Consider the following 26,055-nt stretch of genomic DNA (forward strand, 5'->3'; position numbering starts at 1 on the left):
CATCTGGGAGTAGTAATTCATGACGAACCCGGTAGACTATCGCCACTTTCCAGCGCCCGCAATCGCGGGCGTTTTACTTCAGGGTTGTGGAATAAGACGTTAATGAACCTTTTAAAATCACTGGCAGCAGTCAGTTCGATGACCATGTTTTCACGCGTTCTCGGATTTGCGCGTGATGCTATCGTCGCGCGAATTTTTGGCGCAGGGATGGCGACGGATGCCTTTTTCGTCGCGTTTAAATTACCGAATTTACTGCGCCGTATCTTCGCTGAAGGGGCGTTCTCTCAGGCATTTGTTCCCATTCTTGCCGAATATAAAAGCAAGCAGGGCGAAGAGGCGACCCGCGTGTTTGTGGCCTATGTTTCTGGCCTGCTGACGCTGGTTCTGGCGGTCGTTACCCTTCTTGGCATGCTGGCGGCGCCCTGGGTGATTACCGTGACCGCGCCCGGTTTTGCCGACAGCGCGGATAAATTTACCCTGACCACCCAGCTGTTGCGCATCACCTTTCCTTATATTCTGTTGATTTCACTGGCGTCGTTAGCCGGGGCGATCCTTAACACCTGGAACCGTTTTTCCGTTCCCGCCTTCGCTCCGACGTTCCTCAACGTCAGTATGATTGGCTTTGCCCTGTTTGCCGCGCCCTATTTTCACCCGCCTATGCTGGCGATGGCGTGGGCGGTGACCGTCGGCGGGGTGCTGCAGCTGGCCTATCAACTGCCGCATCTGAAAAAAATTGGCATGCTGGTTCTGCCGCGCATTAACCTGAAAGATGCCGGCGCAATGCGGGTGGTCAAGCAGATGGGGCCGGCGATCCTCGGCGTCTCCGTCAGTCAAATTTCATTGATTATCAACACTATCTTCGCCTCGTTCCTGGTGTCAGGTTCGGTGTCGTGGATGTATTACGCGGATCGCCTGATGGAGTTTCCGTCCGGAGTGCTTGGTGTGGCGCTGGGGACTATCCTGCTGCCCTCGCTGTCAAAAAGCTTTGCCAGCGGTAATCATGATGAGTACTGCCGCCTGATGGACTGGGGGCTGCGCCTGTGCTTTTTGCTGGCGTTGCCCAGCGCCGTGGCGCTGGGGATCCTGGCGAAGCCGCTTACCGTTGCGTTGTTCCAGTACGGGAAATTCAACGCTTTTGATGCCGCGATGACCCAACGCGCGCTGGTGGCTTACTCCGTCGGACTGATGGGGCTGATTGTCGTTAAGGTACTGGCGCCGGGCTTTTATTCGCGGCAGGACATTAAAACCCCGGTAAAAATCGCGATCGTTACGCTGATTATGACCCAGGTGATGAACCTGATCTTTATTGGCCCGCTGAAGCATGCCGGGCTGTCGCTGTCTATCGGTCTGGCGGCCTGTCTTAACGCCGGTCTGTTGTACTGGCAGTTGCGCAAACAAAAAATCTTTACTCCGCAGCCGGGATGGTTCTCCTTCCTGCTGCGCCTGGTGATTGCGGTGCTGGTGATGTCGGCGGCGCTGTTGGGCATGATGTATATCATGCCGGAGTGGTCGCAGGGCGCTATGCCGTTCCGTCTGCTGCGCCTGATGGCGGTCGTGGCGGTGGGCGTGGTGGCGTATTTTGCCACCTTAATGGCGCTGGGCTTCCGGGTAAAAGAGTTTGCCCGACGTACGGCCTGACGCCAGACGCCGGATTGTAAGAGACCCGTTCCGCATGGCGGAGCGGGTTTTTTTTAGCGGACTGCGCGCGCTACGGATGCCAGACGGGCGCTTTCCCGCAGACGAATCGCCAGCGCGATGGCGCCGGTCACCACGGCCAGAATAACGACGCCGTTCCAGCCGGCAACGACGTACAGCCGACTGCCGAGGACCGAGCCGAGCGCCATACCAATGAACACGCCGGTGAACAGCAGGGCGTTCAGGCGGCCGCGGGCCTGCGGCTCGAGGCTGTAAACCAGATTCTGGTGGGCGACCAGGCTGGACTGCAGACCGAGATCGAAGCCGATGGCCGCAAGACCAATCAACAGCAGCTGACCATGTGGCGGCAGTACCGGCATCAGGAACATCAGAGCAAACGAGAGGGTAACCAGCCCTGCGCCCAGCTGAGTGACCCTTCCGGCGCCATATTTATCGGCCAGTCCGCCCGCCAGGGGCGCGGCAAGGGCCCCGGCTGCACCGGCGATGCCGAATCCCCCGGCCACGGCGCTGCCCATCTGATAATGAGCGAGCAGCATCACCGCCAGCGTTGACCAGAAGGCGCTGAAAGCGATGGATAAAAAGCCCTGGGCCACTGCCGCGCGTCGTAACGCAGGATAGCGTTGCCACAGGTGCGCCATGGATTTCATCAGCTGCGGATAGCTTAACGTGGAGTGAATCGCAAAGCGGGGCAGAATACGCCACATCAGCAGACCGATGAGGGCGATACTGACGGCCGCCGCCTGATACATCACCCGCCAACCGAACAGCGCACCGACCAGTCCGCTGACGGTCCGCGAGAGCAGAATTCCCAGCAGCAGGCCGGTCATCACCGTCCCGACCATTTTCCCCTGTTTCCCCGCCGGGGCCAGAATCGCCGCCGCCGGAACAATATCCTGCGCCATCGTCGCGGCCATCCCGATCAATAAGCTGACCACCAGCAGTGACGTGAGCTGGCCCGTCAGGCTACACAGCAGCAGCAGGACCGCCAGCGCCGCGCTTTTCAGCAGAATCAGCGTTCGTCGGTCGTGGCGATCGCCGAGCGGCAGCAGAAACAGAATGCCCAGCGCGTAGCCGGCCTGGGTCAGGGTCGGGACGAGGCCCATCCCTTCAACGCTCAGATGCAGATTGGCCCCCACCAGCGGGAGCAGAGGCTGGGCGTAATAAATAGAAGCCACGCTAAAACCAGCGCCAAGAGCGAGTATAAAAATAATCCAGCCCGCTTCGCGGGAGGAGAGTGGAGTCGGGGTCATGATGAAGTCCTCGTAGATGAGATGGGGCTATTCTTCCCCGAATGCCGCTGGCGCGGTAGATAGCGTGGTGGTAAAACGGTTATACGCTTCACGTATAGAGCAAATGATAATGAAGAGACAGGAACGTATAGATCGCATTGAACTGATGCGGACTTTTATTCGCATCGTCGAGGCCGGTTCACTCTCTTCGGCGGCCCGGCAGCTGGATACCACCCAGGCGACGGTCAGCCGCCGTCTGCAGTCGCTGGAGAGCATGCTCGGTAGTCGACTGATTCTGCGTACAACGCATGCTATGAAGCTCACCGATGATGGCGAGCGCTGTTATCAGCACGCGCGTCAGGTGGTGGATGCCTGGCTGGCGCTGGAGGATGAGATGAGTATCGCGGACGATCGGCCGGTGGGGGTGCTGCGCGTGCGGGCGCCTCATGCTTTTGGTCAGCAGCAGCTGCTGGGTCCGCTGGTCAATTTTCTGCAACGCTATCCGCAGCTGGCGGTGGAGTGGATGCTCAATGACAAAACCGTCGATTTTCTCAGTGATAATATCGATTGCGCGATTCGGGTGGGCGCCGAAGTTGACCCGGCCACGGTATCGGTACAGCTGGCTGAAGTTCCGCGTAGCCTGGTGGTCGCCCCCGCGCTGTTGGCGCAATACCCGGCGTTAGCGATACCTCAGGATCTGTCGCGGTTGCCGTGGGTGGCCATCAGCACCTTTTATCAACATGAAGTGGAGTTGCAGCATCAGGAGGATAGCCGGGAGCTGGCGTTTGGTATTGTGCCGTGTCTGAGTACCGATAGCGTGTATGTGGCCCGTAATACGGCGCTGGCGGGGCTGGGCGCGGCTATCGTGTCGAGCTGGGCGGTGGCCGAGGATATTGCCGCCGGTCGGCTGGTTGAGCCGTTTCCGCAGTGGCGGGCCTCTCCGCTGCCGGTCCACCTGGTCTATCCGTGGGCGCGTTATTATCCAACCCGACTACGAAAGTTTCTCGATCTGATGCGCGAAGTGATGCCGCAGGTTGCCGGGATGCAGCGCCCGGAGGCGGAATAAAAAAACCGGCCAGAGGCCGGTTTTTTTATGACGTGCTGCGTTTACTCGGCAGGTTGCGGACGGGTAGGTTCCGCCGTCGCCTGATGAGTCGCGCTGTGGCCGCCTGCAGCGCCTTTGCCGTCAAAGGCAAACGACGGGCGAACCCAGTCGCTGTGACGCGGCGCTTCTGGCTCGTAGGCTGGCGCCGGGGCACGCGTCATCGGGGCGGTCGCGTGACGGTGAGACACGATAACCGCTGCCGCTGGCGCGGCGGCCACCACCGGAGCAGGCGCTGATTCGACGACCGGCGCTGTTTCTACCACCGGAGCGGCTTCAACGACCGGCGTCGGCTCGATGGCCTGTGCGGCAGGAACTTCTTGCGCCACAACCGGTGCAGTCTCCTCAACAACGGCTTCAGCGGCAGCTTCCGGCTCGGCAGCAACCGGCGCAACGCTGGTTTCGGCCGTTACAACCGGGGTTTCTGCGGCGATAACGTCCTGCGCGGCGACCTCCGGCTGAACAGTCTGCGCGGCTTCAGCGACGGTCGCTTCGGCTACGACAGGTTGTTCGGCGGCAACAGGCGCTGCCTCGGCAACCGCCGGGGCGACCACTTCTGCGATGGCGGCTTCAGCGACAGCAACCGGCGCGACAGTTTCAGTAACGGACGCCTGAACCTGCTGTTCTTCCTGCTGCTGATCCTGGGCACGGACAACCGGGTAGCGAATCCACACTTTACCTGACGCCATTTCCGGGGATGCGCAGGCTACGGTCAGCGGCATCGGCGACTGGGTCGGGTAACGCTCATCGCGGTAACGACGACGGCGCTGACCGCTGACGCGCAGATGACGCGGCGAGCGACGAGAGCGACGCGGCATACCGTTGGCTTCGCGGGACTCGCTGTTGTCGTCATGGTCGCCGTTACTTTCAACGACGGCAGGCAGATCGACTTTCGCCAGTTCCGTGCGCGGAGCGACGGCTTCCGGCTGGACCGCAGCCGCGGTTTCAACAACCTGAGCAGCCGTTTCAGCGACCGCAGATTCAATGCGAACCTTCTGGGATAACTGACGCGGTTTACGTCGGGACATCGTCTGAACGCGCTCTTCCTGTTCGACTTCCTGCTGGACTACCGGCTCTTCGCGCGTTGGTGCTTTAGCTTCCTGCGGGGCCTGGCGCTTGTCGTCGTTACGACGACGATTACGCTCACGGCGCGGCTGCTGCTCATCGCGCGCTTTGCCTTTTTCCGCGTCCTCGGTCACCGTCTGGCGAGATTCACGCGGCTCGACATTCTGCTGCTGTTTCTCGCGACGATTACGGCGGTTTTCCTCGCGGGATTCCCGAGGTTCACGGCCTTCCGTATTTTCAGCGCGGCTGTCGCGGTTATCACGACCGTCGCGGTTATCACGACGATCGTTGCGATCGCGGCGATTGTTGGTCCGCGGTTTACGACGCTCTTGCTGACGTTCCGGTTTCTCTTCGGCTTTCTTCTCTACCTGAGGTTCTGCCGGTTTAGTTTCTTCTGCGCCGGAGAAGATGTTTTTCAGGGCGCGAAAGAAGCGTGAGAGCAGACCAGGCTGCGCCGGCGCGGCAGCGGCTACCGCGGGTTTCGCGGCGGCAGGTGCGGCAACAGGAACGTCCTGCTCTGGCGCAGGCGGTACGTCCGGCATCACGAAGGTGGCCAGGGCCGGCTGCTCAGGGCGTTTACGTTCGGCAGGCTCTTCATCCGCAGGCAGCGCCATCTCTTCTTCGTGCAGTTTAGGCAGCAGATAGCTCAGGGTAGAGGTCTCTTCGCCTTTGCGCACGCGCAGCACGGAGTAGTGCGGGGTTTCCATCTGATCGTTCGGGACGATGATCACGCGAACGTCGCCCTGACGGGTTTCAATGGCGCTCACCGCGGCACGTTTTTCGTTCAGCAGGTAGGACGCAATCGGCACAGGCACGATGGCGTGAACTTCCTGGGTGTTCTCTTTCAGCGCTTCTTCTTCAATCAGACGCAGGATAGAGAGCGACAGGGATTCGTTATCACGCACGGTGCCGGTACCGCTACAGCGCGGGCAGACGTGATGGCTGGATTCACCCAGCGACGGGCTCAGGCGCTGACGCGACATTTCGAGCAGACCGAAGCGAGAGATGTGGCTGATCTGGATGCGCGCACGATCCTGGCGCACCGCTTCGCGCAGGCGGTTTTCGACCGCGCGCTGGTGGCGTACCGGCGTCATGTCGATGAAGTCGATGACAATCAGGCCGCCGAGGTCACGCAGACGCAGCTGGCGGGCAATCTCATCGGCCGCTTCCAGGTTGGTGTTGAATGCCGTTTCTTCGATGTCGCCGCCGCGGGTGGCGCGAGCGGAGTTGATATCGATAGCGGTTAACGCTTCGGTGCTGTCGATAACGATAGACCCGCCGGAAGGCAGGCGCACTTCGCGCTGGAAGGCGGATTCAATCTGCGATTCGATTTGATAGTGGCTGAACAGCGGAATTTCACCGGTGTACAGTTTGATTTTGCTGCTGAAATCCGGGCGACCCAGTGCGGCGATGTGCTGGCGAGCCAGCTCAAGCACTTTTGGGTTATCGATCAGGATTTCGCCGATATCCTGGCGCAGATAATCACGGAAGGCGCGCACGATGACGTTGCTTTCCTGATGAATCAGGAACGGCGCCGGGCGGCTTTCAGCGGCTTTCTGGATGGCTTCCCAGTGTTTCAGACGGAAGCTCAGGTCCCACTGCAGCGCTTCGGCAGATTTGCCGACGCCGGCGGTGCGTACGATAAGCCCCATGCCGTCCGGCAGCTCGAGGCTGGCCAGCGCTTCTTTCAGTTCGGTACGATCGTCACCCTCGATGCGGCGTGAGATACCGCCCGCGCGCGGGTTGTTCGGCATCAGTACCAGATAGCTACCCGCCAGGCTGATAAAGGTGGTGAGCGCGGCGCCTTTGTTGCCACGTTCTTCTTTATCAATCTGCACAATCACTTCCTGACCTTCACGCAGCACATCCTTAATATTCGGACGACCATGAGAATTGTAGTTGGCAGGGAAGTATTCGCGGGCGATTTCTTTGAGGGGGAGGAAACCATGACGCTCGGCGCCGTAATCAACAAACGCGGCTTCAAGGCTAGGTTCAATACGGGTAATTTTGCCTTTGTAGATGTTCGCTTTTTTCTGTTCGTGCCCGGGGCTTTCGATATCCAGGTCGTACAGGCGCTGCCCATCAACAAGGGCGACGCGCAACTCTTCCTGCTGAGTTGCGTTGATTAACATTCTTTTCATCGTAACTTACTCATTATTCTTACATTGACGACTAAGCTGCGGGCAGAGTATTGCCTTGCCGGGGGGAACCGATGGCCTCGTGTCTGTTTCACGTCGCCAACCTCACGGTTGTCGCGCGCTTAAGAGGCGCAGAGTGTCGGTCGCCTGTATTTCAAACGGAAACACAGCGCAATTAGCAGGGGAACAGCCTGGGATGTATCACCAGAGAAGATTCCATTTATACGCGTCATTTTTCAGATTGCTTCTGCGTCGGCTTGCTCGTTCACCCCTGTTACTGACTCACTGATGATGTCAGTTCCGGAGATTCTCTCTTTCGCCGCCTTGGCGCATCCTGAATAATTTTGCGTATATCTCGTCGTCTTTCACGTTACAAAGGTAGTGGCTTAACCTGCTCATCTCAATCAGCGGACTGAGTAGAGCACCCGGGAATACCCGGAGTCGACGCCTTCCTGCGACGTGAAATCCATAGAGGCCTGTACCGGTAAGGACTGCAACCCGCAGCCCGCTAACTGTCTGAAAGATCAATACGTCTTACGCCATTGCTGCGTGGATGATCGGTCAGACAAAATTGGTCATTCCGCTAATTTCTTGTTCTAACAAGATTCAACACGGAAAACGGCATCATTATTCCATTGCTAACCTTGTTATAGCAAGTTGACTTTTACCTTTTATCACCCGGTTACTCACAGTTTTTTCACCAGCGGATACAGATTGTTCTAATAACAAACAAAACGTCGATGAAGCGTTCAATGAAAACCGGATAATGATAAATATAAGCATATAAAAATGAGTGGCGCTAATGCGTCGGGCTATTTAGAATCGCGCACCATGAAAACTGAGACTCCAAGCGTAAAAATGGTTGCCATTACCGCCGATGAAGCGGGGCAACGCATCGATAACTTTTTGCGTACGCAGCTAAAGGGCGTACCGAAGAGCATGATTTATCGCATCCTGCGTAAAGGCGAGGTGCGGGTGAATAAAAAACGCGTCAAGCCGGAATACAAGCTGGAAGCCGGCGACGAAATCCGCATTCCGCCTGTACGGGTTGCCGAGCGTGAAGAAGAAGCCGTCTCCCCGCATCTGCAGAAGGTGTCGGCGCTGGCCGACGTGATTCTGTATGAAGATGACCATATTCTGGTGCTGAATAAACCGTCCGGTACTGCGGTGCACGGCGGCAGCGGCCTGAGTTTCGGCGTCATTGAAGGCCTGCGCGCGCTGCGTCCGGAAGCCCGTTTCCTCGAACTGGTTCACCGCCTTGACCGCGACACCTCCGGCGTACTGCTGGTGGCGAAGAAGCGTTCTGCGCTGCGTTCGCTGCATGAACAGCTGCGCGAAAAGGGCATGCAGAAGGATTACCTGGCGCTGGTGCGCGGACAGTGGCAGTCGCACACCAAAGTGGTGCAGGCACCGCTGCTGAAAAACATTCTGCAGAGCGGCGAACGTATCGTGCGCGTCAGTCAGGAAGGAAAACCGTCGGAGACGCGCTTTAAGGTTGAAGAGCGCTATACGCATGCGACCCTGGTGCGCTGCAGCCCGGTTACCGGACGTACCCACCAGATCCGCGTCCATACGCAGTATGCGGGCCACCCGATTGCCTTTGACGACCGCTATGGCGACCGCGAGTTTGACAAACAGCTGGCCGGCACCGGCCTGAATCGGTTGTTCCTCCATGCCGCCGCGCTGAAATTTACTCATCCGGGGAGCGGGGAAGTGATGCGCGTAGAGGCGCCGCTTGATAACCAGCTGAAACGCTGTCTGCAGGTGCTGCGTAATAGCAAATGATCGTCGCGGCGGACGGTGAGTCCGCCGCTATTCCCGGCCGATAAGGGGGAGCAAAATGAGATTACCGGCTGAGACGAGAAAAGGCGATGGCAAAGAAGCAGGCCAGAACGGCGGTTCCGGCCCGGCAGAATAAACGGCTAGCGCAACAGCGGATTACAGCCTTCCCGGCGTAGCATCTGACACAGGGCGATCAGCGGCAGGCCGACCAGCGCATTCGGATCGCGTCCTTCCAGTCGTTCAAAGAGCGTAATCCCCAGTCCTTCACTTTTAAAACTCCCGGCGCAGTGCAGCGGACGCTCTTTGCGCACATAATTGTCGATTTCCTGGTCGCTTAAGTGGCGGAAATGGACATCAAAGGGCTCACATTCGGTCTGCAGATGGCCGTTGGCGGAATTATAAAGCGCCAGTCCGGTATAAAAGGTCACTATCGTGCCGCTGGCTTTTCTTAACTGCAGGCGCGCATTCTCTTCGCTATGCGGCTTGCCGGTAATTTCGCCATCGAGGACGCAGACCTGATCGGATCCGATAATTAAGTGCTGAGGGTAGCGGGCGGCGAGCGACTGCGCTTTTGCCTGCGCCAGACGGACCACCAGCTGGCGGGCAGGTTCGCCTGGATGGGGAGTTTCATCGACATCAGGCGCTGCGCAGTCAAACGGCATGGCCAGTTTTTCCAACAACATCCGCCGCCAGGGCGATGTCGATGCCAGAATAAGCTCAGACATATTTTTTCATCCACATATAGCGCTTCGAAGAGCATCATTTTAAACTATGGGCCGCAATGTGTGCGAATAAATGGCGAAAGGCAACCTGAGGCTGCCTTTTTCTTTGACTCTATGACATTACAAAGTTAATATGCGCGCCCTATGCAAAAGGTAAAATTACCCCTGACTCTTGATCCGGTCCGCACGGCTCAAAAACGCCTCGATTACGAAGGTATCTATGCCCGTGATCAGGTTGAACGTGTAGCCGATTCTGTAGTCAGCGTGGACAGCGATGTGGAATGCAGCATGTCGTTCGCTATTGATAATCAGCGCCTTGCCGTTATTACCGGCGATGCAAAGGTTTCAGTAACCCTCGAATGTCAGCGTTGCGGGAAACCGTTCCCCCATCATGTCCACACCACGTATTGTTTTAGCCCCGTCAGAAATGACGAACAGGCCGAAGCACTACCGGAAGCGTATGAGCCGATTGAGGTTAACGAATTCGGTGAAATCGACCTGCAAGCGATGGTTGAGGATGAAATCATTCTCTCCTTGCCTGTAGTTCCGGTGCATGATTCTGAACACTGTGAAGTGTCCGACGCGGACATGGTCTTTGGTGAACTGCCTGAAGAGGCACAAAAACCAAATCCATTTGCCGTATTAGCCAGCTTAAAGCATAAGTAATTGAGGAGTAAGGTCCATGGCCGTACAACAGAATAAACCAACCCGTTCCAAACGTGGCATGCGTCGTTCCCATGACGCTCTGACCGCAGTCACCAGCCTGTCTGTAGACAAAACTTCTGGTGAGAAACACCTGCGTCACCACATCACTGCCGACGGTTTCTACCGCGGTCGCAAGGTTATCGCTAAGTAATCACGCACGACTCCATGGATTTCGCGCGGCAAGAGACGTGAGCGAAAGCATCGCGCTAGCATAGACAACTATGTGACCGGGATGAACGAGCGCAGTCAACATGCTTGCAGCGTGAAAAACAAAGAGTATAAGCGTGATGAAGCTTAGCGAGGATTTCCCCAGGTGACTGGGGAATAACCGAACCGGGCAGCGACGATATCTTGACACGTCTAACCCTGGCGTTAGATGTCATGGGGGGCGATTTTGGCCCATCCGTGACAGTGCCTGCAGCACTGCAGGCACTGAACTCTAATTCGCAACTCACACTTCTTTTAGTCGGCGACCCCGACACCATCACGCCATTACTTGCCAAAGCTGATTTCGAACAACGTTCGCGCCTGCAGGTGATCCCTGCGCAGTCAGTTATTGCTAGTGATGCGCGGCCCGCACAGGCGATCCGCAATAGTCGCGGAAGCTCAATGCGCGTGGCGCTGGAGTTAGTAAAAGAAGGGCGGGCGCAAGCCTGCGTCAGCGCGGGGAATACCGGCGCGCTGATGGGACTGGCAAAATTATTGCTCAAACCGATTGAAGGGATTGAGCGTCCGGCGCTGGTGACGGTCTTACCGCATCAGCAAAAGGGCAAAACGGTGGTGCTTGATTTAGGCGCTAACGTGGATTGCGATAGTACGATGCTGGTGCAGTTTGCGGTCATGGGCGCGGTACTGGCCGAAGAAGTGGTCGGCATTGAGAATCCCCGCGTCGCGCTGTTGAACATCGGCGAAGAAGAGATGAAGGGCCTCAATAGTATCCGCGATGCCGCTGCGGTGCTGAAGACGCTGCCGTCGCTGAACTATATCGGCTATCTTGAAGCCAACGAATTATTGACGGGCAAAACCGATGTGTTGGTTTGTGATGGATTCACGGGCAACGTCACATTAAAAACTATGGAAGGTGTTGTCAGAATGTTCCTCTCGCTGCTGAAATCACAGGGTGAGGGCAAAAAACGGTCGTGGTGGCTGCTGTTATTGAAGCGTTGGTTACAAAAAAGCCTGGCAAGGCGATTCAGTCACCTCAACCCCGACCAGTATAATGGCGCCTGTCTGTTAGGATTGCGCGGTTCCGTGATTAAGAGTCATGGTGCTGCCAATCAGCGCGCCTTCAGCGTGGCGATAGAGCAGGCAGTGCAGGCAGTGCAGCGGCAAATTCCTCAGCGGATCGCCGCTCGCCTGGAATCTTTATACCCAGCAGGTTTCGAACTGCCCACCGGCGACAGAAACGGGAACTCCCGGCAGCAACGCGGGACAAACGAAGAAGGCTGACGACCAGCGGTTTGAACAAGGCGGGTATATTACCCAAGAGTGACTGAGCGTACATGTATACGAAGATTATTGGTACCGGCAGTTATCTGCCCGAGCAAGTGCGTACTAACGCCGACCTGGAAAAAATGGTAGAGACGTCTGACGAGTGGATTGTCACTCGTACGGGTATCCGTGAACGTCGTATTGCTGCACCGAATGAAAACGTTGCGACGCTGGGTTTCGAAGCGGCAAAAAATGCGCTGGAGATGGCGGGCGTTAAACCGGAGCAAATTGGTCTGATCGTTGTTGCGACCACCTCGGGGACTCACGCCTTTCCAAGTTCGGCTTGTCAGATTCAGTCTATGCTGGGTATTAATGGCTGCCCGGCCTTTGATGTGGCGGCAGCGTGCGCAGGCTTTACCTACGCGCTGAGCATCGCCGATCAATATGTGAAAAACGGCGCGGTGGATTACGCGCTGGTGATTGGCGCTGACGTTCTGGCGCGCACCTGCGATCCTGACGATCGCGGGACGATCATTATTTTTGGTGATGGCGCGGGAGCCGTGGTGCTGGGCGCTTCTGAAGAGCCGGGGATCATTTCCACCCACCTGCATGCGGATGGCCGCTACGGCGAGCTGTTAACGCTGCCGAACGCCGATCGCGTTGAGCCGGAAAATCCTGTCTATCTGACGATGGCGGGCAACGAAGTGTTTAAAGTTGCCGTGACCGAACTGGCGCACATTGTCGATGAGACGCTGGCGGCTAACAATCTCGATCGCTCGGCGCTGGACTGGCTGGTACCGCATCAGGCTAACCTGCGAATTATCAGCGCGACGGCAAGAAAACTGGGGATGTCGATGGATAACGTGGTGGTGACGCTCGATCGTCACGGCAATACCTCCGCGGCTTCCGTTCCCTGTGCGCTGGATGAAGCGGTTCGCGACGGCCGCATCCAGCGTGGTCAGCTGATTCTGCTGGAAGCCTTTGGTGGCGGTTTCACCTGGGGTTCCGCGCTGGTTCGTTTTTAGTATAAGGATTTAGACATGACGCAATTTGCTTTTGTGTTCCCGGGACAAGGTTCTCAGACGGTTGGCATGTTGTCTGACATGGCAGCAGCGTATCCGGTTATCGAAGAAACTTTCCGTGAAGCCTCTGCGGCGTTGGGTTACGATCTGTGGGCGCTTGCTCAGCAGGGCCCGGCGGAAGAACTGAACAAAACCTGGCAGACTCAGCCTGCGCTGCTGACCGCTTCCGTGGCGCTGTATCGCGTCTGGCAGCAGCAGGGCGGCAAGACCCCGGCTCTGCTGGCCGGTCATAGCCTGGGTGAGTATTCCGCGCTGGTTTGCGCCGGGGTGATTGATTTTGCCGACGCGGTGCGTCTGGTCGAGATGCGCGGCAAATTTATGCAGGAAGCCGTCCCGGAAGGGACCGGCGCGATGTCCGCGATTATCGGTCTGGACGATGCGTCGATTGCCAAAGCCTGCGCAGAGTCCGCCGAAGGGCAGGTCGTGGCCCCGGTCAACTTTAACTCACCGGGCCAGGTCGTGATTGCCGGTAACAAAGAGGCTGTAGAACGTGCAGGTGCGGCTTGTAAAGCTGCCGGCGCTAAACGGGCGCTGCCGCTGCCGGTGAGCGTCCCGTCCCACTGCGCGCTGATGAAGCCTGCGGCGGAAAAACTGGCCGTTGAACTGCAAAACATCACTTTTAACGCACCGCTTATTTCGGTGGTGAACAACGTTGATGTGAAGTGTGAAACGGCGCCAGACGCGATTCGCGATGCGCTGATTCGCCAGCTGTACAGCCCGGTTCAGTGGACTAAAACCGTTGAGTTTATGGCATCCCAGGGCGTAGAACACCTGTATGAAGTGGGACCGGGTAAAGTCCTCACCGGCCTGACCAAACGTATTGTTGACACCCTGACCGCTTCCGCGCTTAACGAGCCAGCAGCGATGTCTGCGGCGCTTGAGCAATAAAAGAGGAATACCATGAGTTTTGAAGGAAAAATCGCGCTGGTTACCGGTGCAAGTCGCGGCATTGGCCGCGCAATCGCAGAAACGCTTGTCGCCCGTGGTGCGAAAGTGATCGGCACGGCCACCAGCGAGAGCGGTGCGCAGGCGATCAGCGATTACCTCGGTGCCAATGGCAAAGGTATGCTGTTGAATGTGACCGATGCGGCATCTATCGAATCGGTACTGGGAAATATTCGCGCAGAGTTTGGTGAAGTGGATATCCTGGTTAATAATGCCGGTATTACTCGTGATAACCTGTTAATGCGGATGAAAGATGATGAGTGGAACGATATTATCGAAACCAACCTGTCATCAGTTTTCCGTCTGTCAAAAGCAGTAATGCGCGCTATGATGAAAAAGCGTCACGGGCGCATTATTACTATCGGTTCTGTGGTCGGTACCATGGGAAATGCTGGTCAGGCCAACTACGCTGCGGCGAAAGCGGGTCTGATTGGTTTTAGTAAATCGCTGGCACGTGAAGTCGCGTCCCGCGGTATTACTGTTAACGTTGTTGCTCCGGGCTTTATTGAAACGGACATGACGCGTGCGCTGTCTGAAGATCAGCGTGCGGGTATTCTGGCGCAAGTTCCTGCGGGTCGCCTCGGCGATGCAAAAGAAATCGCCAGTGCGGTTGCGTTCTTAGCTTCTGACGAAGCAGGTTACATCTCTGGTGAAACCCTGCACGTCAATGGCGGAATGTATATGGTCTGACCGAGATTTGCGCAAAACGCTCAGGAACCACGCAGTCTGTGTGGTCCCGAATGCGGTTTTGTGCAAAATGATTTGCGTTCTGAGGGCAAACACCCGCAAAATAGCGTAAAATCGTGGTAAGACCTGCCGGGATTTAGTTGCAAATTTTTCAACATTTTATACACTACGAAAACCATCGCGAAAGCGAGTTTTGATAGGAAATTTAAGAGTATGAGCACTATCGAAGAACGCGTTAAGAAAATTATCGGCGAGCAGCTGGGCGTTAAGCAGGAAGAAGTTACCAACAATGCTTCCTTCGTTGAAGACCTGGGCGCTGATTCTCTTGACACCGTTGAGCTGGTAATGGCTCTGGAAGAAGAGTTTGATACTGAGATTCCGGACGAAGAAGCTGAGAAAATCACCACTGTTCAGGCTGCCATTGATTACATCAACGGTCACCAGGCGTAAGTGAACATCTCCAGGCGGTCATTCGACCGCCTGAGTTTTATCTTTTTGTCCCACAAGAATCTATTTTCCCTCCCTGGAGGACAACCGTGTCTAAGCGTCGTGTAGTTGTGACCGGACTGGGCATGTTGTCTCCTGTCGGCAATACCGTAGAGTCTACCTGGAAAGCTCTCCTTGCCGGTCAGAGTGGCATCAGCCTGATCGACCATTTCGATACTAGCGCCTATGCAACAAAATTTGCTGGCTTAGTAAAGGATTTTAACTGTGATGACATTATCTCGCGCAAAGAACAGCGCAAGATGGATGCCTTCATTCAATATGGAATTGTTGCAGGCTGGCAGGCCATGCAGGATTCTGGTCTTGAAGTAACGGAAGAGAACGCAACCCGCATCGGTGCCGCTATTGGTTCCGGCATTGGCGGTCTCGGCCTGATCGAGGAAAACCACAGTTCGTTAACCAACGGCGGACCTCGTAAGATCAGCCCGTTCTTTGTACCGTCTACAATTGTTAACATGGTGGCCGGACATTTGACCATCATGTTTGGTCTGCGTGGGCCGAGTATCTCTATCGCGACCGCTTGTACTTCCGGCGTACACAATATTGGTCAGGCTGCGCGTATCATTGCGTATGGCGATGCAGACGCAATGGTGGCCGGCGGTGCGGAAAAAGCCAGTACCCCGCTTGGCGTGGGCGGCTTTGGCGCCGCGCGTGCGCTCTCAACCCGCAACGACAATCCGCAGGCGGCAAGCCGTCCGTGGGATAAAGATCGTGACGGTTTTGTACTGGGCGACGGTGCGGGTATGGTCGTGCTGGAAGAGTACGAGCACGCCAAAAAACGCGGCGCGAAAATTTACGCGGAAATCGTCGGCTTTGGTATGAGCAGCGATGCTTATCATATGACGTCTCCTCCGGAGAATGGCGCCGGTGCGGCCCTGGCGATGGTGAATGCCATCCGCGATGCAGGGATTGAACCTGGCCAGATTGCTTACGTCAATGCGCACGGCACCTCGACGCCGGCGGGCGATAAAGCAGAAACTCAGGCGGTTAAGTCTGTCTTCGGCGATGCGGCGAGCCGCGTGATGGTCAGCTCAACCAAATCAATGACCGGGCACCTGCTGGGCGCCGCCGGAGCGGTAGAATCAATCTACTCCATTCTGGCGCTGCGCGATGGCGTGGTTCCGCCGACCATCAACCTGGATAATCCGGATGACGGTTGTGACCTCGACTTCGTTCCGCACGAAGCGCGTCAGGTTTCCGGTATGGAGTACGCGCTGTGTAACTCCTTCGGCTTTGGTGGCACCAACGGTTCACTGATCTTTAAAAAGATCTAAACCCGTTGCGCTTGCCGCTAAATTCTGACTCAGGCCTGCATAAAATGCGGGCCTTCTTTTTTCTTCAGCTTTCTCTGCTTGTCCTGCGTAATTCATCCTGAGACACTGACAGGCCACCGATAAGGAGCCGCTATGTTCTTGATTAATGGCATTGAACAGGACACCCTCGCCGCCAGTGACCGGGCAATTCAGTTCGGCGACGGGTGCTTTACTACCGCGCGTATCGTGGAACATAAAGTGCAGATGTTGCCCGCCCACCTTCGTCGTTTGCAACTGGCCTGCGCGGCGCTGATGATTCCCTATGCGCAATGGCCGCAGCTGGAAGCTGAAATGCAGCGCCTGGCGCATGAACAGCAAAGCGGCGTGCTGAAAGTGATACTGACGCGGGGCGCGGGTGGTCGCGGCTACAGCGGTGCAAACTGCCAGTCGCCCACGCGTATTCTCAGCGTTTCAGCGTATCCGGCCCATTATGCGCGCTGGCAAGAAGCTGGCGTTACGCTGACGCTAAGCCCGGTTCACCTCGGGCGTAATCCATTGCTGGCCGGGCTGAAGCATCTGAACCGACTGGAACAAGTGTTGATCCGCTCTCATCTTGAGCAGACGGACGCCGATGAAGCGCTGGTTCTTGACAGCGACGGGTGGCTTACGGAATGCTGTGCCGCGAATCTGTTCTGGCGCAAGGGTAGGGATGTGTTTACGCCACGTCTCGATCACGCTGGCGTCAATGGCATTATGCGTCAGCATTGTATCGCGCAACTGGCACAATCGCCGTTTCGCGTTGTCGAAGTCACAGCGCGCGCTGATGCGTTGCGAGACGCCGATGAAGTGCTGATATGCAATGCGCTGATGCCGCTGATACCGGTTCGCCGCTGGGACGAGACATACTGGTCCTCGCGAGAGCTTTATCATTTTTTAGCCCCACTGTGTGAGCTGTCTGGTTAGTCATGAAGAAAATGTTACGATTTATCCTGCTGTTGTTGGTCGTGCTGGGCATTGCCGCAGGCGCAGGCATCTGGAAAGTTCGTCAGCTTGCGCAGAGCAAGTTGCTGATAAAAGAAGAGACTATCTTCACCTTAGAGGCCGGTACCGGGCGCATGGCGCTGGGTGAGCAACTGTATGGCGACAAGGTGATCAACCGGCCGCGGGTATTCCAGTGGTTGCTGCGTCTTGAACCCGAATTATCCCACTTCAAAGCCGGTACCTACCGCTTCATGCCGAACATGACGGTACGTGACATGCTGCAACTGCTGGGCAGCGGCAAAGAGGCCCAGTTCCCGCTGCGGTTTGTGGAGGGGATGCGGGTGAGCGACTACCTGCGTCAGCTGCGCGATGCGCCGTACATCAAACATACGCTGGCAGACGACCGTTACGAAACGGTTGCCGAGGCGCTTAACCTCGAACATGCGGACTGGGTTGAAGGCTGGTTCTGGCCAGATACCTGGATGTATACCGCCCATACCAGCGATGTGGCGATCCTCAAGCGCGCGCATCAGAAGATGGTTGCGCAGGTCGAAAAAGCCTGGGAAGGGCGGATGGAGAATCTGCCGTACAAAGATCAGAACCAACTGCTGACCATGGCGTCCATTATTGAAAAAGAGACGGCGGTTGCCGCAGAACGCGACCGCGTGGCGTCGGTATTTATCAATCGTCTGCGCATTGGCATGCGTCTGCAGACCGACCCGACCGTGATCTACGGTATGGGAGAGCGTTATACTGGCAAGCTGACCCGCAAAGATCTGGAGACGCCGACGGCATACAATACCTACGCGATCGGCGGTTTGCCGCCGGGGCCCATCGCCGTACCGGGAGAAGCCTCTCTGAACGCCGCGGCGCATCCGGCGAAAACGCCTTATCTCTATTTTGTTGCCGATGGTAAAGGCGGGCATACGTTTAATACCAATCTGGCCAGCCACAACCGCTCGGTACAGGATTATCTGAAAGTACTTAAGGAAAAAAATGCGCAGTAACTATATCGTTATCGAAGGCCTGGAAGGCGCAGGGAAGACCACCGCGCGCAATCTGGTGGTGGAGGCGCTGCAGGAGTCGGGTATCAGCGATCTGGTGTTTACCCGTGAGCCGGGCGGCACAATTCTGGCCGAGAAGCTGCGCAGCCTGGTGCTGGATATTCAATCCACCGGCGATGAAGTGATTAATGACAAAGCCGAAGTGCTGATGTTTTACGCCGCCCGCGTTCAACTGGTCGAGACGGTGATCAAACCCGCTCTGGCAAACGGCCAGTGGGTGATTGGCGATCGTCACGACCTGTCGACCCAGGCCTATCAGGGCGGCGGTCGCGGTATCGACCAGACGATGCTGGCTACGCTACGCGATGCGGTACTGGGCGATTTTCGCCCGCACCTGACGCTGTATCTGGACGTGACGCCGGAGGTGGGCCTGAAGCGCGCGCGCGCGCGCGGCGAACTTGATCGTATTGAACAAGAATCGCTGGATTTCTTCAATCGTACCCGGGCGCGCTACCTTGAGCTGGCGGCGCAAGATCCCACTATCCACACCATCGATGCGACGCAGCCGCTGGAAGCCGTCGCAAGCGATATCAGGGCGGTTATCAGCCGCTGGGTCGCGGAGCAAAGCGCATGAAATGGTACCCATGGTTACGCCCGTCATTTGAACAATTAGTCGCCGGCTATCAGGCTGGACGGGGTCACCATGCGTTACTGCTTCAGGCCTTGCCTGGCATGGGGGGCGAGGCGCTGATCTATGCGCTGTGCCGCTATCTCATGTGCCGCCAGCCGCAAGGAAATAAAAGCTGCGGGCAGTGTCACAGCTGCCAGCTGATGCAGGCTGGCACGCACCCCGATTACTACACCCTGGCACCGGAAAAAGGCAAAAGCGCCCTCGGCATTGACGCCGTGCGTGACGTTAACGAAAAGCTGTATGAGCGTTCCCGCCTTGGCGGCGCCAAAGTAGTGTGGACAGGCGATGCGGCCTTGTTAACGGATGCGGCGGCGAATGCCCTGTTAAAAACGCTGGAAGAGCCGCCGGAAAACACCTGGTTTTTCCTCGCCTGTCAGGAGCCCGCGCGGTTGCTGGCCACGCTGCGCAGCCGCTGTCGCCTCCATCATCTTGCGCCGCCGTCAGAGTCCTACGGGCTGGCGTGGCTGGAACGCGAGGTGACGATGCCGCAGGAGGCGCTGCTCTCCGCGCTGCGTCTGAGCGCGAATGCGCCTGCGGCGGCGCTGTATCTGCTGCAGGAGAGTCACTGGGCTTCCCGGCAGCAGCTGATTCAGACGCTGGCGGGGGTCTTAAGCAGCGGCGACTGGCTGGCGCTGCTGCCGATACTGAATCACGAACAGGCTGCGGTTCGTTTGCACTGGCTGGCATCGCTGCTGCTGGATGCACAAAAACGGCAGCAGGGAATCACCCTGGTGAGCAACCCTGATGCCTGGACGCTGGTCAATCAGCTGGCGCAGACGCTGCCTGCCGCCCGTTTGCAGGCGATCGCACGCGACGTCAGCGCCTGCCGGGACCAGCTGTTGAACGTGGTTGGCGTCAACCGCGAACTGCTGCTAACCGAGCGCCTTCTGCGCTGGGAACATTACCTGCAACCTGGGACGGTACTTCCCGTATCCCACCTCTGAGCGAGACATTATGTTTTTAGTCGACTCCCACTGCCATCTGGATGGTCTGGATTATCAAACGCTGCACAAAGACGTAGACGATGTGCTGGCGAAAGCCGCGGCCCGCGATGTGAAGTTTTTCCTCGCCGTGGCCACGACGCTGCCGGGATACCGCGGAATGCGTGAGTTGGTCGGCCCGCGTGACAATGTGGTTTTCTCCTGCGGCGTCCATCCGCTCAATCAGGATGAAGAGTACGATGTTGACGAGCTGCGCAAGCTGGCGGCGGAAGAGGGGGTTGTGGCAATGGGGGAAACCGGGCTGGACTATTTTTACACCCCGGAAACCAAACCCCGTCAGCAGGCTTCCTTCCGCGATCATATCCGCATTGGCCGCGAACTAAACAAGCCGGTTATCGTGCATACCCGCGACGCGCGCGCCGACACGCTGGCTATTTTGCAGGAAGAAAAAGTGACGGATTGCGGTGGCGTACTACACTGTTTCACTGAGGACAGGGAGACCGCCGGTAAATTGCTGGATATGGGGTTCTATATCTCGTTTTCCGGTATCGTCACCTTCCGCAATGCCGAGCAGCTGCGCGATGCCGCGCGCTATGTTCCGCTTGACCGCCTGCTGGTGGAAACCGACTCGCCGTACCTGGCGCCGGTCCCGCATCGCGGTAAAGAGAACCAGCCGGCAATGGTACGCGATGTGGCGGAATACATGGCGGTACTGAAGGGCGTTCCGCTTGAGCAACTGGCGCAACAGACCACGCAAAATTTCGCCAGCCTGTTCCACATTAACCCCGCCAGACTGTAACCTGCCGATCTTTCTATTATTTTAAGGCTCGTAATTAATAAATAAAGCGAGTAAAGTTCACCGCCACAAAAGGGGCGGTGACGTGCTTTTGGTTACATTTAGATACAGATTATGTAAGTTGATGTAAACTTTCCCACGCCGACTGATTGAAACGTGATAGCCGTCAAACAATCATTCCGCCAATTATTTTACTCTGTGTAATAAATAAAGGGCGCTTAGATGTCCTGTCCACGGCACGGTTCTCCCCCCGTGCCAATGCGTGAAAACGTAAAAAGCACCAAATACTCAGGAGCACTCTCAATTATGTTTAAGAATGCATTTGCTAACCTGCAGAAGGTCGGTAAATCGCTGATGCTGCCGGTCTCCGTACTGCCTATCGCAGGTATCCTGCTGGGCGTCGGTTCCGCAAACTTCAGCTGGCTGCCAGCCGTTGTTTCCCACGTTATGGCAGAAGCAGGCGGTTCAGTCTTTGCCAATATGCCATTGATCTTCGCTATCGGTGTGGCGCTTGGCTTCACCAATAACGACGGCGTATCTGCGCTGGCTTCTGTTGTTGCTTACGGCATCATGGTGAAAACCATGGCGGTCGTTGCGCCGCTGGTTCTGCATTTACCTGCGGAAGAAATTGCGGCCAAACACCTGGCTGATACCGGCGTACTCGGCGGTATTATCTCTGGGGCTATTGCAGCGTACATGTTCAACCGCTTCTACCGTATCAAGCTGCCTGAATATCTGGGCTTCTTTGCGGGCAAGCGTTTTGTTCCGATTATCTCCGGTCTTGCCGCTATTTTCACCGGCGTGATCCTGTCCTTCATCTGGCCACCGATCGGCTCTGCTATCCAGACCTTCTCTCAGTGGGCGGCATACCAGAACCCGGTAGTAGCCTTCGGTATCTACGGCTTCATCGAACGCTGCCTGGTACCGTTTGGTCTGCACCACATCTGGAACGTTCCTTTCCAGATGCAGATTGGTGAATACACCAACGCGGCAGGTCAGGTGTTCCACGGCGATATCCCTCGTTATATGGCAGGCGACCCGACTGCGGGTAAACTGTCCGGCGGCTTCCTGTTCAAAATGTACGGCCTGCCGGCTGCCGCTATCGCCATTTGGCACTCCGCTAAGCCGGAAAACCGCGCGAAAGTGGGCGGTATCATGATCTCCGCAGCGTTGACCTCGTTCCTGACCGGTATCACCGAGCCGATCGAGTTCTCCTTCATGTTCGTTGCGCCGATTCTGTACGTTATCCACGCAATTCTTGCCGGTCTGGCCTTCCCGATCTGTATTCTGCTGGGTATGCGTGATGGTACGTCGTTCTCTCACGGCCTGATCGACTTCATCGTCCTGTCTGGTAACAGCAGCAAACTGTGGCTGTTCCCGATCGTCGGTATCTGCTACGCCATCGTCTACTACGTTATCTTCCGCGTGCTGATTAAAGCACTGGACCTGAAAACTCCGGGTCGTGAAGATACCACTGAAGACAGCAAAGTCGGTGCGACCAGCGAAATGGCTCCGGCACTGATTGCCGCGTTCGGCGGTAAAGACAATATCACTAACCTTGATGCATGCATCACCCGTCTGCGCGTCAGCGTGGCCGACGTCGCGAAAGTTGATCAGGCTGGCCTGAAAAAACTGGGCGCTGCCGGTGTGGTTGTTGCTGGTTCAGGCGTTCAGGCAATCTTCGGCACCAAATCCGATAACCTGAAAACTGAAATGGATGAATACATCCGCAGCAACTAAGTTGTGATGTGGGGAGACTAAGGCAGCCAAATGGCTGCCTTTTTTATGCTCTCAATCCGGCGGATGAAACCGCAGGCGCGTATCGGGGCAAAAAAGAGAGGTCGGCGAGCGTCTTTAATACGTCTGCAGCAGTAAGCCGTGCTGTCGGAAGGGCGCTTAAGCGCGCGCGGCGGAAAGCCGCAAGCCGCGATATGATGAATCCATCAGCAGCTAGCATCGTCGCGACATAAGAAAAAGCGCATTCAGGTTGAAAGAGAGGGAGCAACTCGCTCATACTCTTAGGCGAATCCTGTGCATCCGCGTTTATCTGCAGAGGCAGGCCAGAGCACGGTATAAAAATTAATAAGGAATCAGTCATGGCAGAAGAAACGATTTTTAGCAAAATCATTCGCCGGGAAATCCCGTCGGATATGGTTTATCAGGATGAACGGGTGACCGCTTTTCGCGATATTTCCCCGCAGGCACCGACCCACATTCTGATTGTCCCCAATATCCTGATTCCTACCGTCAACGATGTCACCGCTGAACATGAACTGACGCTGGGGCGCATGATGACCGTTGCGGCGAAAATTGCGCGTGACGAAGGTCTTGCTGATGATGGCTATCGTCTGATTGTTAATTGCAACCGCCACGGCGGCCAGGAAGTCTACCATATCCACATGCACCTGCTGGGCGGTCGCCCGCTGGGGCCGATGCTGGCTCACAAAGGTTAATCGATGCGCGCAGCTCATTTCGGCTCGCTTCTGGCGGCTGTGCTCCTGGTCGGGTGCGGTTCCCATGCGGAAATCCCCGTTGCTGAACAGCAGACGCTGGTGATGGAATCCAACGTGCTGGCGGCGGGCATCAGCGCCGATGCGCCAGAGGTTACGGCCTCCGAGATTCAGGCTACCGCCACCTCCAGGCTGTTTAATGAACGCCAGCAACCGATCACCGTGCATTACCGCTTCTTCTGGTATGACGCCAGAGGGCTGGAAATGCATCCGCTGGAGCCGGCCCGCAGCATCACGGTGCCTGCGCACTCTTCTGTCACCTTGTACGGTAGCGCGAATATTTTGGGGGCGCATAAGGCCCGCCTGTATCTTTATCTGTAAGGGGTAATTGTAATGATTAAAATGTGTCGCTACGCGTTAATTACGGCACTGGCGATATTCCTTGCTGGGTGCGTGGGGCAACGTCAGGAGCCCGCTCCCGTTGAGGAGGCGCAGCCGAAGCCAACGCAGCCCGCGCAACCGCAGCCGACGGTGCCAACCGTACCGACGGTTCCGTCTATTCCGGGGCAGCCGGGGCCGATTGAACACGAGCAGCAGCCGGCACAGCCAGCGCCGCGCGTGCGTCATTATGACTGGAATGCGGCGGTACAGCCGATGGTGGGGCAAATGCTGCAGGCGGGCGGCGTCAATGCGGGGAGTATTCTGCTGGTCGACAGCGTGAATAACCGCACCAACGGCACGCTAAACGCCGCCGACGCGACGGCGGCATTGCGCAATGCCCTGAGCGGGAACGGCAAATTCACGCTAGTGTCCGCTCAGCAGCTGGGCGTGGCAAAACAGCAGCTAGGTTTATCCCCGCAGGATAGTCTCGGCAGCCGCAGCAAAGCGATGGGGATTGCCCGCACCGTGGGCGCTCAGTACGTGCTGTACTCGAACGCGACCGGCAACGTCAATTCACCTGAGCTGAAAATGCAGCTGATGCTGGTTCAGACTGGCGAGATTATTTGGTCAGGTAAAGGTGCCGTTCAGCAACAGTAAACTGACGCGCGATGAGGTGTTGTCGCGCTTTTTCCCCCGCTATGCACCTGTCGCCGGCCTGGGCCAGAATGGCCTGAGCGGCGGCAGCTGTATTATCAGCGACGGTGTCCGGCGGCTGGTTCTGCGCCAGCCGCACGACTCTGACGCGCCCGTCCGTGAATTTCTCCGCCAGTATCGTACTCTGTCTCGCCTGCCGACGACCGTGGTCCCCGCACCGCTTTTCTATGCGCCGGGCTGGCTGGTGGTGGAATATTGCGACGGTGAGATGAAAAGCGCGCTCCCGGAGTGCCCGCAGCTGGCAGGGTTATTGTATCATCTGCACCGGCAGCCGCGTCTGGGCTGGCGTGTGGCGCTGGCGCCGCTGCTTGAACGCTACTGGCTGGCGTGTGATCCAGCGCGGCGTACACCGCAATGGCTACGTTGGCATAAGCGTTTGTTACAGCGCGGGGAGCCTCATCCTCTGCGGCTGGCGCCGCTACATATGGATGTGCATGCCGGCAATATTGTCCATACCAAAACAGGGCTGCGGTTGATCGACTGGGAATATGCCGGCGATGGCGATATTGCGCTGGAGCTGGCCGCGGTGTGGGTTGCGCCGTCAGAGCATCGTCAGCTGGTCGCCGCATATGCCCGGCGGGCGCGCATTGATGAGCGGCTGCTGTGGCGACAGGTACAACGCTGGCGTCCGTGGGTCATTTTGCTGATGGCGGGCTGGTATGAACGCCGTTGGCAGCAGACCGGCGACCGGCAATTTATCACGCTGGCAGATGAAACATGGTGTCAGTTAGACAAAGAATGAAAAGGATAAGAGAGGTCAGTGTGGGTCCGGTAATGTTGGATGTCGAAGGGTTTGAACTGGATGCGGAAGAGCGTGAGATTCTTGCCCATCCGCTGGTAGGCGGACTGATTTTATTCACCCGCAACTATCACGATCCAGCCCAGCTGCGGGAGCTGGTGCGCCAGATCCGCGAGGCCTCGCGCAATCACCTGGTGGTGGCCGTCGATCAGGAAGGCGGCCGCGTGCAGCGCTTTCGCGAGGGCTTTACCCGCCTGCCGGCCGCGCAATCTTTTGCCGCGCTGCTGGGGATGGAAGAGGGCGGCGCGCTGGCGGCTCAGGCCGGTTGGCTGATGGCCAGCGAGATGATCGCGATGGATATCGATATCAGCTTTGCGCCGGTTCTTGATGTCGGCCACATCAGTGCCGCGATCGGCGAACGCGCTTATCATGAGGATCCGGATAAAGCGCTGGCTATCGCCCGCCGCTTTATCGACGGTATGCACGAGGCGGGGATGAAAACCACCGGGAAACACTTCCCGGGACACGGCGCCGTGACCGCAGATTCGCATAAAGAGACGCCGCGGGATCCGCGGGCTGAAGCCGAGATTCGGGCCCGGGATATGGCGGTTTTCCGCACCCTGGTGGCGGAACATCGTCTCGACGCCATTATGCCCGCCCACGTTATTTACAGCGATGTGGATCCGCGCCCGGCCAGCGGTTCAGCGCACTGGCTGAAGACGGTATTGCGCGGCGAGTTAGGTTTTGACGGCGTGATTTTCTCTGACGACCTGTCGATGGAGGGGGCGGCGATCATGGGCAGCTATGCCGAACGCGGGCAGGCATCGCTGGATGCCGGTTGCGATATGATCCTGGTCTGCAATAATCGTAAGGGGGCGGTCAGCGTGCTGGATAACCTGTCGCCGATCAAAGCAGAGCGTGTTACGAAATTGTATCATAAAGGCTCATTTACCCGTCAGGAGTTAAGGGATTCTGCCCGTTGGAAGACGGTTAATGCGCAGCTGGAGCAGCTCCACGCGCGTTGGCAAGAGGCGAAGTCTGCGTAATTGACCTGAAG

General features: G+C 57.1%; 25 protein-coding genes. 22 read left to right on the plus strand and 3 right to left on the minus strand.

The annotated features are described in order from the left end of the window. Positions 1 to 102: 102 nt before the first annotated feature. The gene (gene murJ, locus FNY10_RS04725; RefSeq protein ID WP_160703820.1) at positions 103 to 1,638 is read left to right on the plus strand and encodes a murein biosynthesis integral membrane protein MurJ; all 1,536 of its coding nucleotides are present in this window, start codon (positions 103 to 105) and stop codon (positions 1,636 to 1,638) included. Between the two features lie 53 nt (positions 1,639 to 1,691). Here murJ and FNY10_RS04730 read toward each other — a convergent pair whose 3' ends face one another. Then, a complete protein-coding gene (locus tag FNY10_RS04730; protein ID WP_160703818.1) occupies positions 1,692 to 2,906 on the minus strand; it encodes an MFS transporter in 1,215 nt (404 codons plus the stop codon). Positions 2,907 to 2,922: 16 nt separating this feature from the next. Here FNY10_RS04730 and FNY10_RS04735 point away from each other — a divergent pair, with 16 nt between their 5' ends. Continuing rightward, positions 2,923 to 3,951 (plus strand): LysR family transcriptional regulator, encoded by a 1,029-nt coding sequence (locus FNY10_RS04735; protein ID WP_160703816.1) that lies wholly within the window; start codon positions 2,923 to 2,925, stop codon positions 3,949 to 3,951. A 41-nt stretch (positions 3,952 to 3,992) separates the two neighbouring features. Here FNY10_RS04735 and rne read toward each other — a convergent pair whose 3' ends face one another. Beyond that, on the minus strand, positions 3,993 to 7,193 hold the full coding sequence (rne, locus tag FNY10_RS04740) for a ribonuclease E (protein WP_160703814.1): 3,201 nt from the start codon (positions 7,191 to 7,193) through the stop codon (positions 3,993 to 3,995). A gap of 828 nt (positions 7,194 to 8,021) precedes the next feature. On the opposite strand from rne, the gene rluC reads away from it, so the two are divergent. Beyond that, complete coding sequence (gene rluC / locus FNY10_RS04745; protein ID WP_167686242.1) at positions 8,022 to 8,975, plus strand: 23S rRNA pseudouridine(955/2504/2580) synthase RluC; 954 nt, start codon at positions 8,022 to 8,024, stop codon at positions 8,973 to 8,975. 137 nt (positions 8,976 to 9,112) lie between these two features. On the opposite strand, the gene FNY10_RS04750 is transcribed toward rluC, so the two are convergent. Beyond that, positions 9,113 to 9,697: a Maf family protein gene (locus FNY10_RS04750; protein WP_160703812.1), complete on the minus strand. Its 585-nt coding sequence runs from the start codon at positions 9,695 to 9,697 to the stop codon at positions 9,113 to 9,115. Between the two features lie 141 nt (positions 9,698 to 9,838). On the opposite strand from FNY10_RS04750, the gene yceD reads away from it, so the two are divergent. From yceD to nagZ, 19 genes are all read left to right on the plus strand, one after another. Further along, the gene (gene yceD, locus FNY10_RS04755; RefSeq protein WP_032695736.1) at positions 9,839 to 10,360 is read left to right on the plus strand and encodes a 23S rRNA accumulation protein YceD; all 522 of its coding nucleotides are present in this window, start codon (positions 9,839 to 9,841) and stop codon (positions 10,358 to 10,360) included. A gap of 16 nt (positions 10,361 to 10,376) precedes the next feature. Then, positions 10,377 to 10,550, plus strand: coding sequence for a 50S ribosomal protein L32 (gene rpmF, locus FNY10_RS04760; RefSeq protein WP_000290724.1), 174 nt, complete (start codon positions 10,377 to 10,379; stop codon positions 10,548 to 10,550). Between the two features lie 200 nt (positions 10,551 to 10,750). Continuing rightward, positions 10,751 to 11,848, plus strand: a complete 1,098-nt coding sequence (gene plsX, locus FNY10_RS04765) for a phosphate acyltransferase PlsX (RefSeq protein WP_131049982.1) — start codon at positions 10,751 to 10,753, stop codon at positions 11,846 to 11,848. Positions 11,849 to 11,901: 53 nt separating this feature from the next. After that, positions 11,902 to 12,855, plus strand: coding sequence for a beta-ketoacyl-ACP synthase III (locus tag FNY10_RS04770; protein WP_141964919.1), 954 nt, complete (start codon positions 11,902 to 11,904; stop codon positions 12,853 to 12,855). Positions 12,856 to 12,870: 15 nt separating this feature from the next. Then, complete coding sequence (gene fabD, locus FNY10_RS04775; protein ID WP_100685130.1) at positions 12,871 to 13,800, plus strand: ACP S-malonyltransferase; 930 nt, start codon at positions 12,871 to 12,873, stop codon at positions 13,798 to 13,800. Positions 13,801 to 13,812: 12 nt separating this feature from the next. Then, complete coding sequence (gene fabG / locus FNY10_RS04780; RefSeq protein ID WP_131049980.1) at positions 13,813 to 14,547, plus strand: 3-oxoacyl-ACP reductase FabG; 735 nt, start codon at positions 13,813 to 13,815, stop codon at positions 14,545 to 14,547. A 210-nt stretch (positions 14,548 to 14,757) separates the two neighbouring features. After that, positions 14,758 to 14,994: an acyl carrier protein gene (acpP, locus tag FNY10_RS04785; RefSeq protein WP_000103754.1), complete on the plus strand. Its 237-nt coding sequence runs from the start codon at positions 14,758 to 14,760 to the stop codon at positions 14,992 to 14,994. 86 nt (positions 14,995 to 15,080) lie between these two features. Beyond that, on the plus strand, positions 15,081 to 16,322 hold the full coding sequence (gene fabF, locus FNY10_RS04790; RefSeq protein WP_100685128.1) for a beta-ketoacyl-ACP synthase II: 1,242 nt from the start codon (positions 15,081 to 15,083) through the stop codon (positions 16,320 to 16,322). Between the two features lie 132 nt (positions 16,323 to 16,454). Beyond that, complete coding sequence (pabC, locus tag FNY10_RS04795; protein ID WP_100685127.1) at positions 16,455 to 17,264, plus strand: aminodeoxychorismate lyase; 810 nt, start codon at positions 16,455 to 16,457, stop codon at positions 17,262 to 17,264. 2 nt (positions 17,265 to 17,266) lie between these two features. Continuing rightward, positions 17,267 to 18,289: a cell division protein YceG gene (gene yceG / locus FNY10_RS04800; protein ID WP_131049978.1), complete on the plus strand. Its 1,023-nt coding sequence runs from the start codon at positions 17,267 to 17,269 to the stop codon at positions 18,287 to 18,289. Then, positions 18,279 to 18,920 (plus strand): dTMP kinase, encoded by a 642-nt coding sequence (tmk, locus tag FNY10_RS04805; RefSeq protein ID WP_160703810.1) that lies wholly within the window; start codon positions 18,279 to 18,281, stop codon positions 18,918 to 18,920. Before yceG ends, tmk begins: the two co-directional genes overlap by 11 nt. Then, on the plus strand, positions 18,917 to 19,921 hold the full coding sequence (holB, locus tag FNY10_RS04810; RefSeq protein ID WP_160703808.1) for a DNA polymerase III subunit delta': 1,005 nt from the start codon (positions 18,917 to 18,919) through the stop codon (positions 19,919 to 19,921). Before tmk ends, holB begins: the two co-directional genes overlap by 4 nt. A 10-nt stretch (positions 19,922 to 19,931) precedes the next feature. Continuing rightward, entirely contained in the window at positions 19,932 to 20,717 is a 786-nt protein-coding gene (locus tag FNY10_RS04815) for a metal-dependent hydrolase (RefSeq protein WP_160703806.1), read from the plus strand. Between the two features lie 303 nt (positions 20,718 to 21,020). Beyond that, positions 21,021 to 22,454, plus strand: a complete 1,434-nt coding sequence (ptsG, locus tag FNY10_RS04820) for a PTS glucose transporter subunit IIBC (protein WP_100685122.1) — start codon at positions 21,021 to 21,023, stop codon at positions 22,452 to 22,454. Positions 22,455 to 22,810: 356 nt separating this feature from the next. Further along, a complete protein-coding gene (gene hinT / locus FNY10_RS04825) occupies positions 22,811 to 23,167 on the plus strand; it encodes a purine nucleoside phosphoramidase (RefSeq protein ID WP_100685120.1) in 357 nt (118 codons plus the stop codon). 3 nt (positions 23,168 to 23,170) lie between these two features. After that, entirely contained in the window at positions 23,171 to 23,545 is a 375-nt protein-coding gene (locus FNY10_RS04830) for a YcfL family protein (RefSeq protein ID WP_100685119.1), read from the plus strand. A gap of 21 nt (positions 23,546 to 23,566) precedes the next feature. Continuing rightward, positions 23,567 to 24,202, plus strand: a complete 636-nt coding sequence (lpoB, locus tag FNY10_RS04835; RefSeq protein WP_160704053.1) for a penicillin-binding protein activator LpoB — start codon at positions 23,567 to 23,569, stop codon at positions 24,200 to 24,202. Then, a complete protein-coding gene (gene thiK / locus FNY10_RS04840) occupies positions 24,183 to 25,001 on the plus strand; it encodes a thiamine kinase (protein ID WP_160703804.1) in 819 nt (272 codons plus the stop codon). The genes lpoB and thiK overlap by 20 nt, the downstream gene beginning before the upstream one ends. Before the next feature lie 20 nt (positions 25,002 to 25,021). Next, complete coding sequence (gene nagZ / locus FNY10_RS04845) at positions 25,022 to 26,044, plus strand: beta-N-acetylhexosaminidase (RefSeq protein WP_100685116.1); 1,023 nt, start codon at positions 25,022 to 25,024, stop codon at positions 26,042 to 26,044. Positions 26,045 to 26,055 lie beyond the last annotated feature (11 nt).

It is taken from the genome of Klebsiella sp. Lac1 (assembly GCF_009825425.1).
Taxonomy (GTDB): domain Bacteria; phylum Pseudomonadota; class Gammaproteobacteria; order Enterobacterales; family Enterobacteriaceae; genus Klebsiella; species Klebsiella electrica.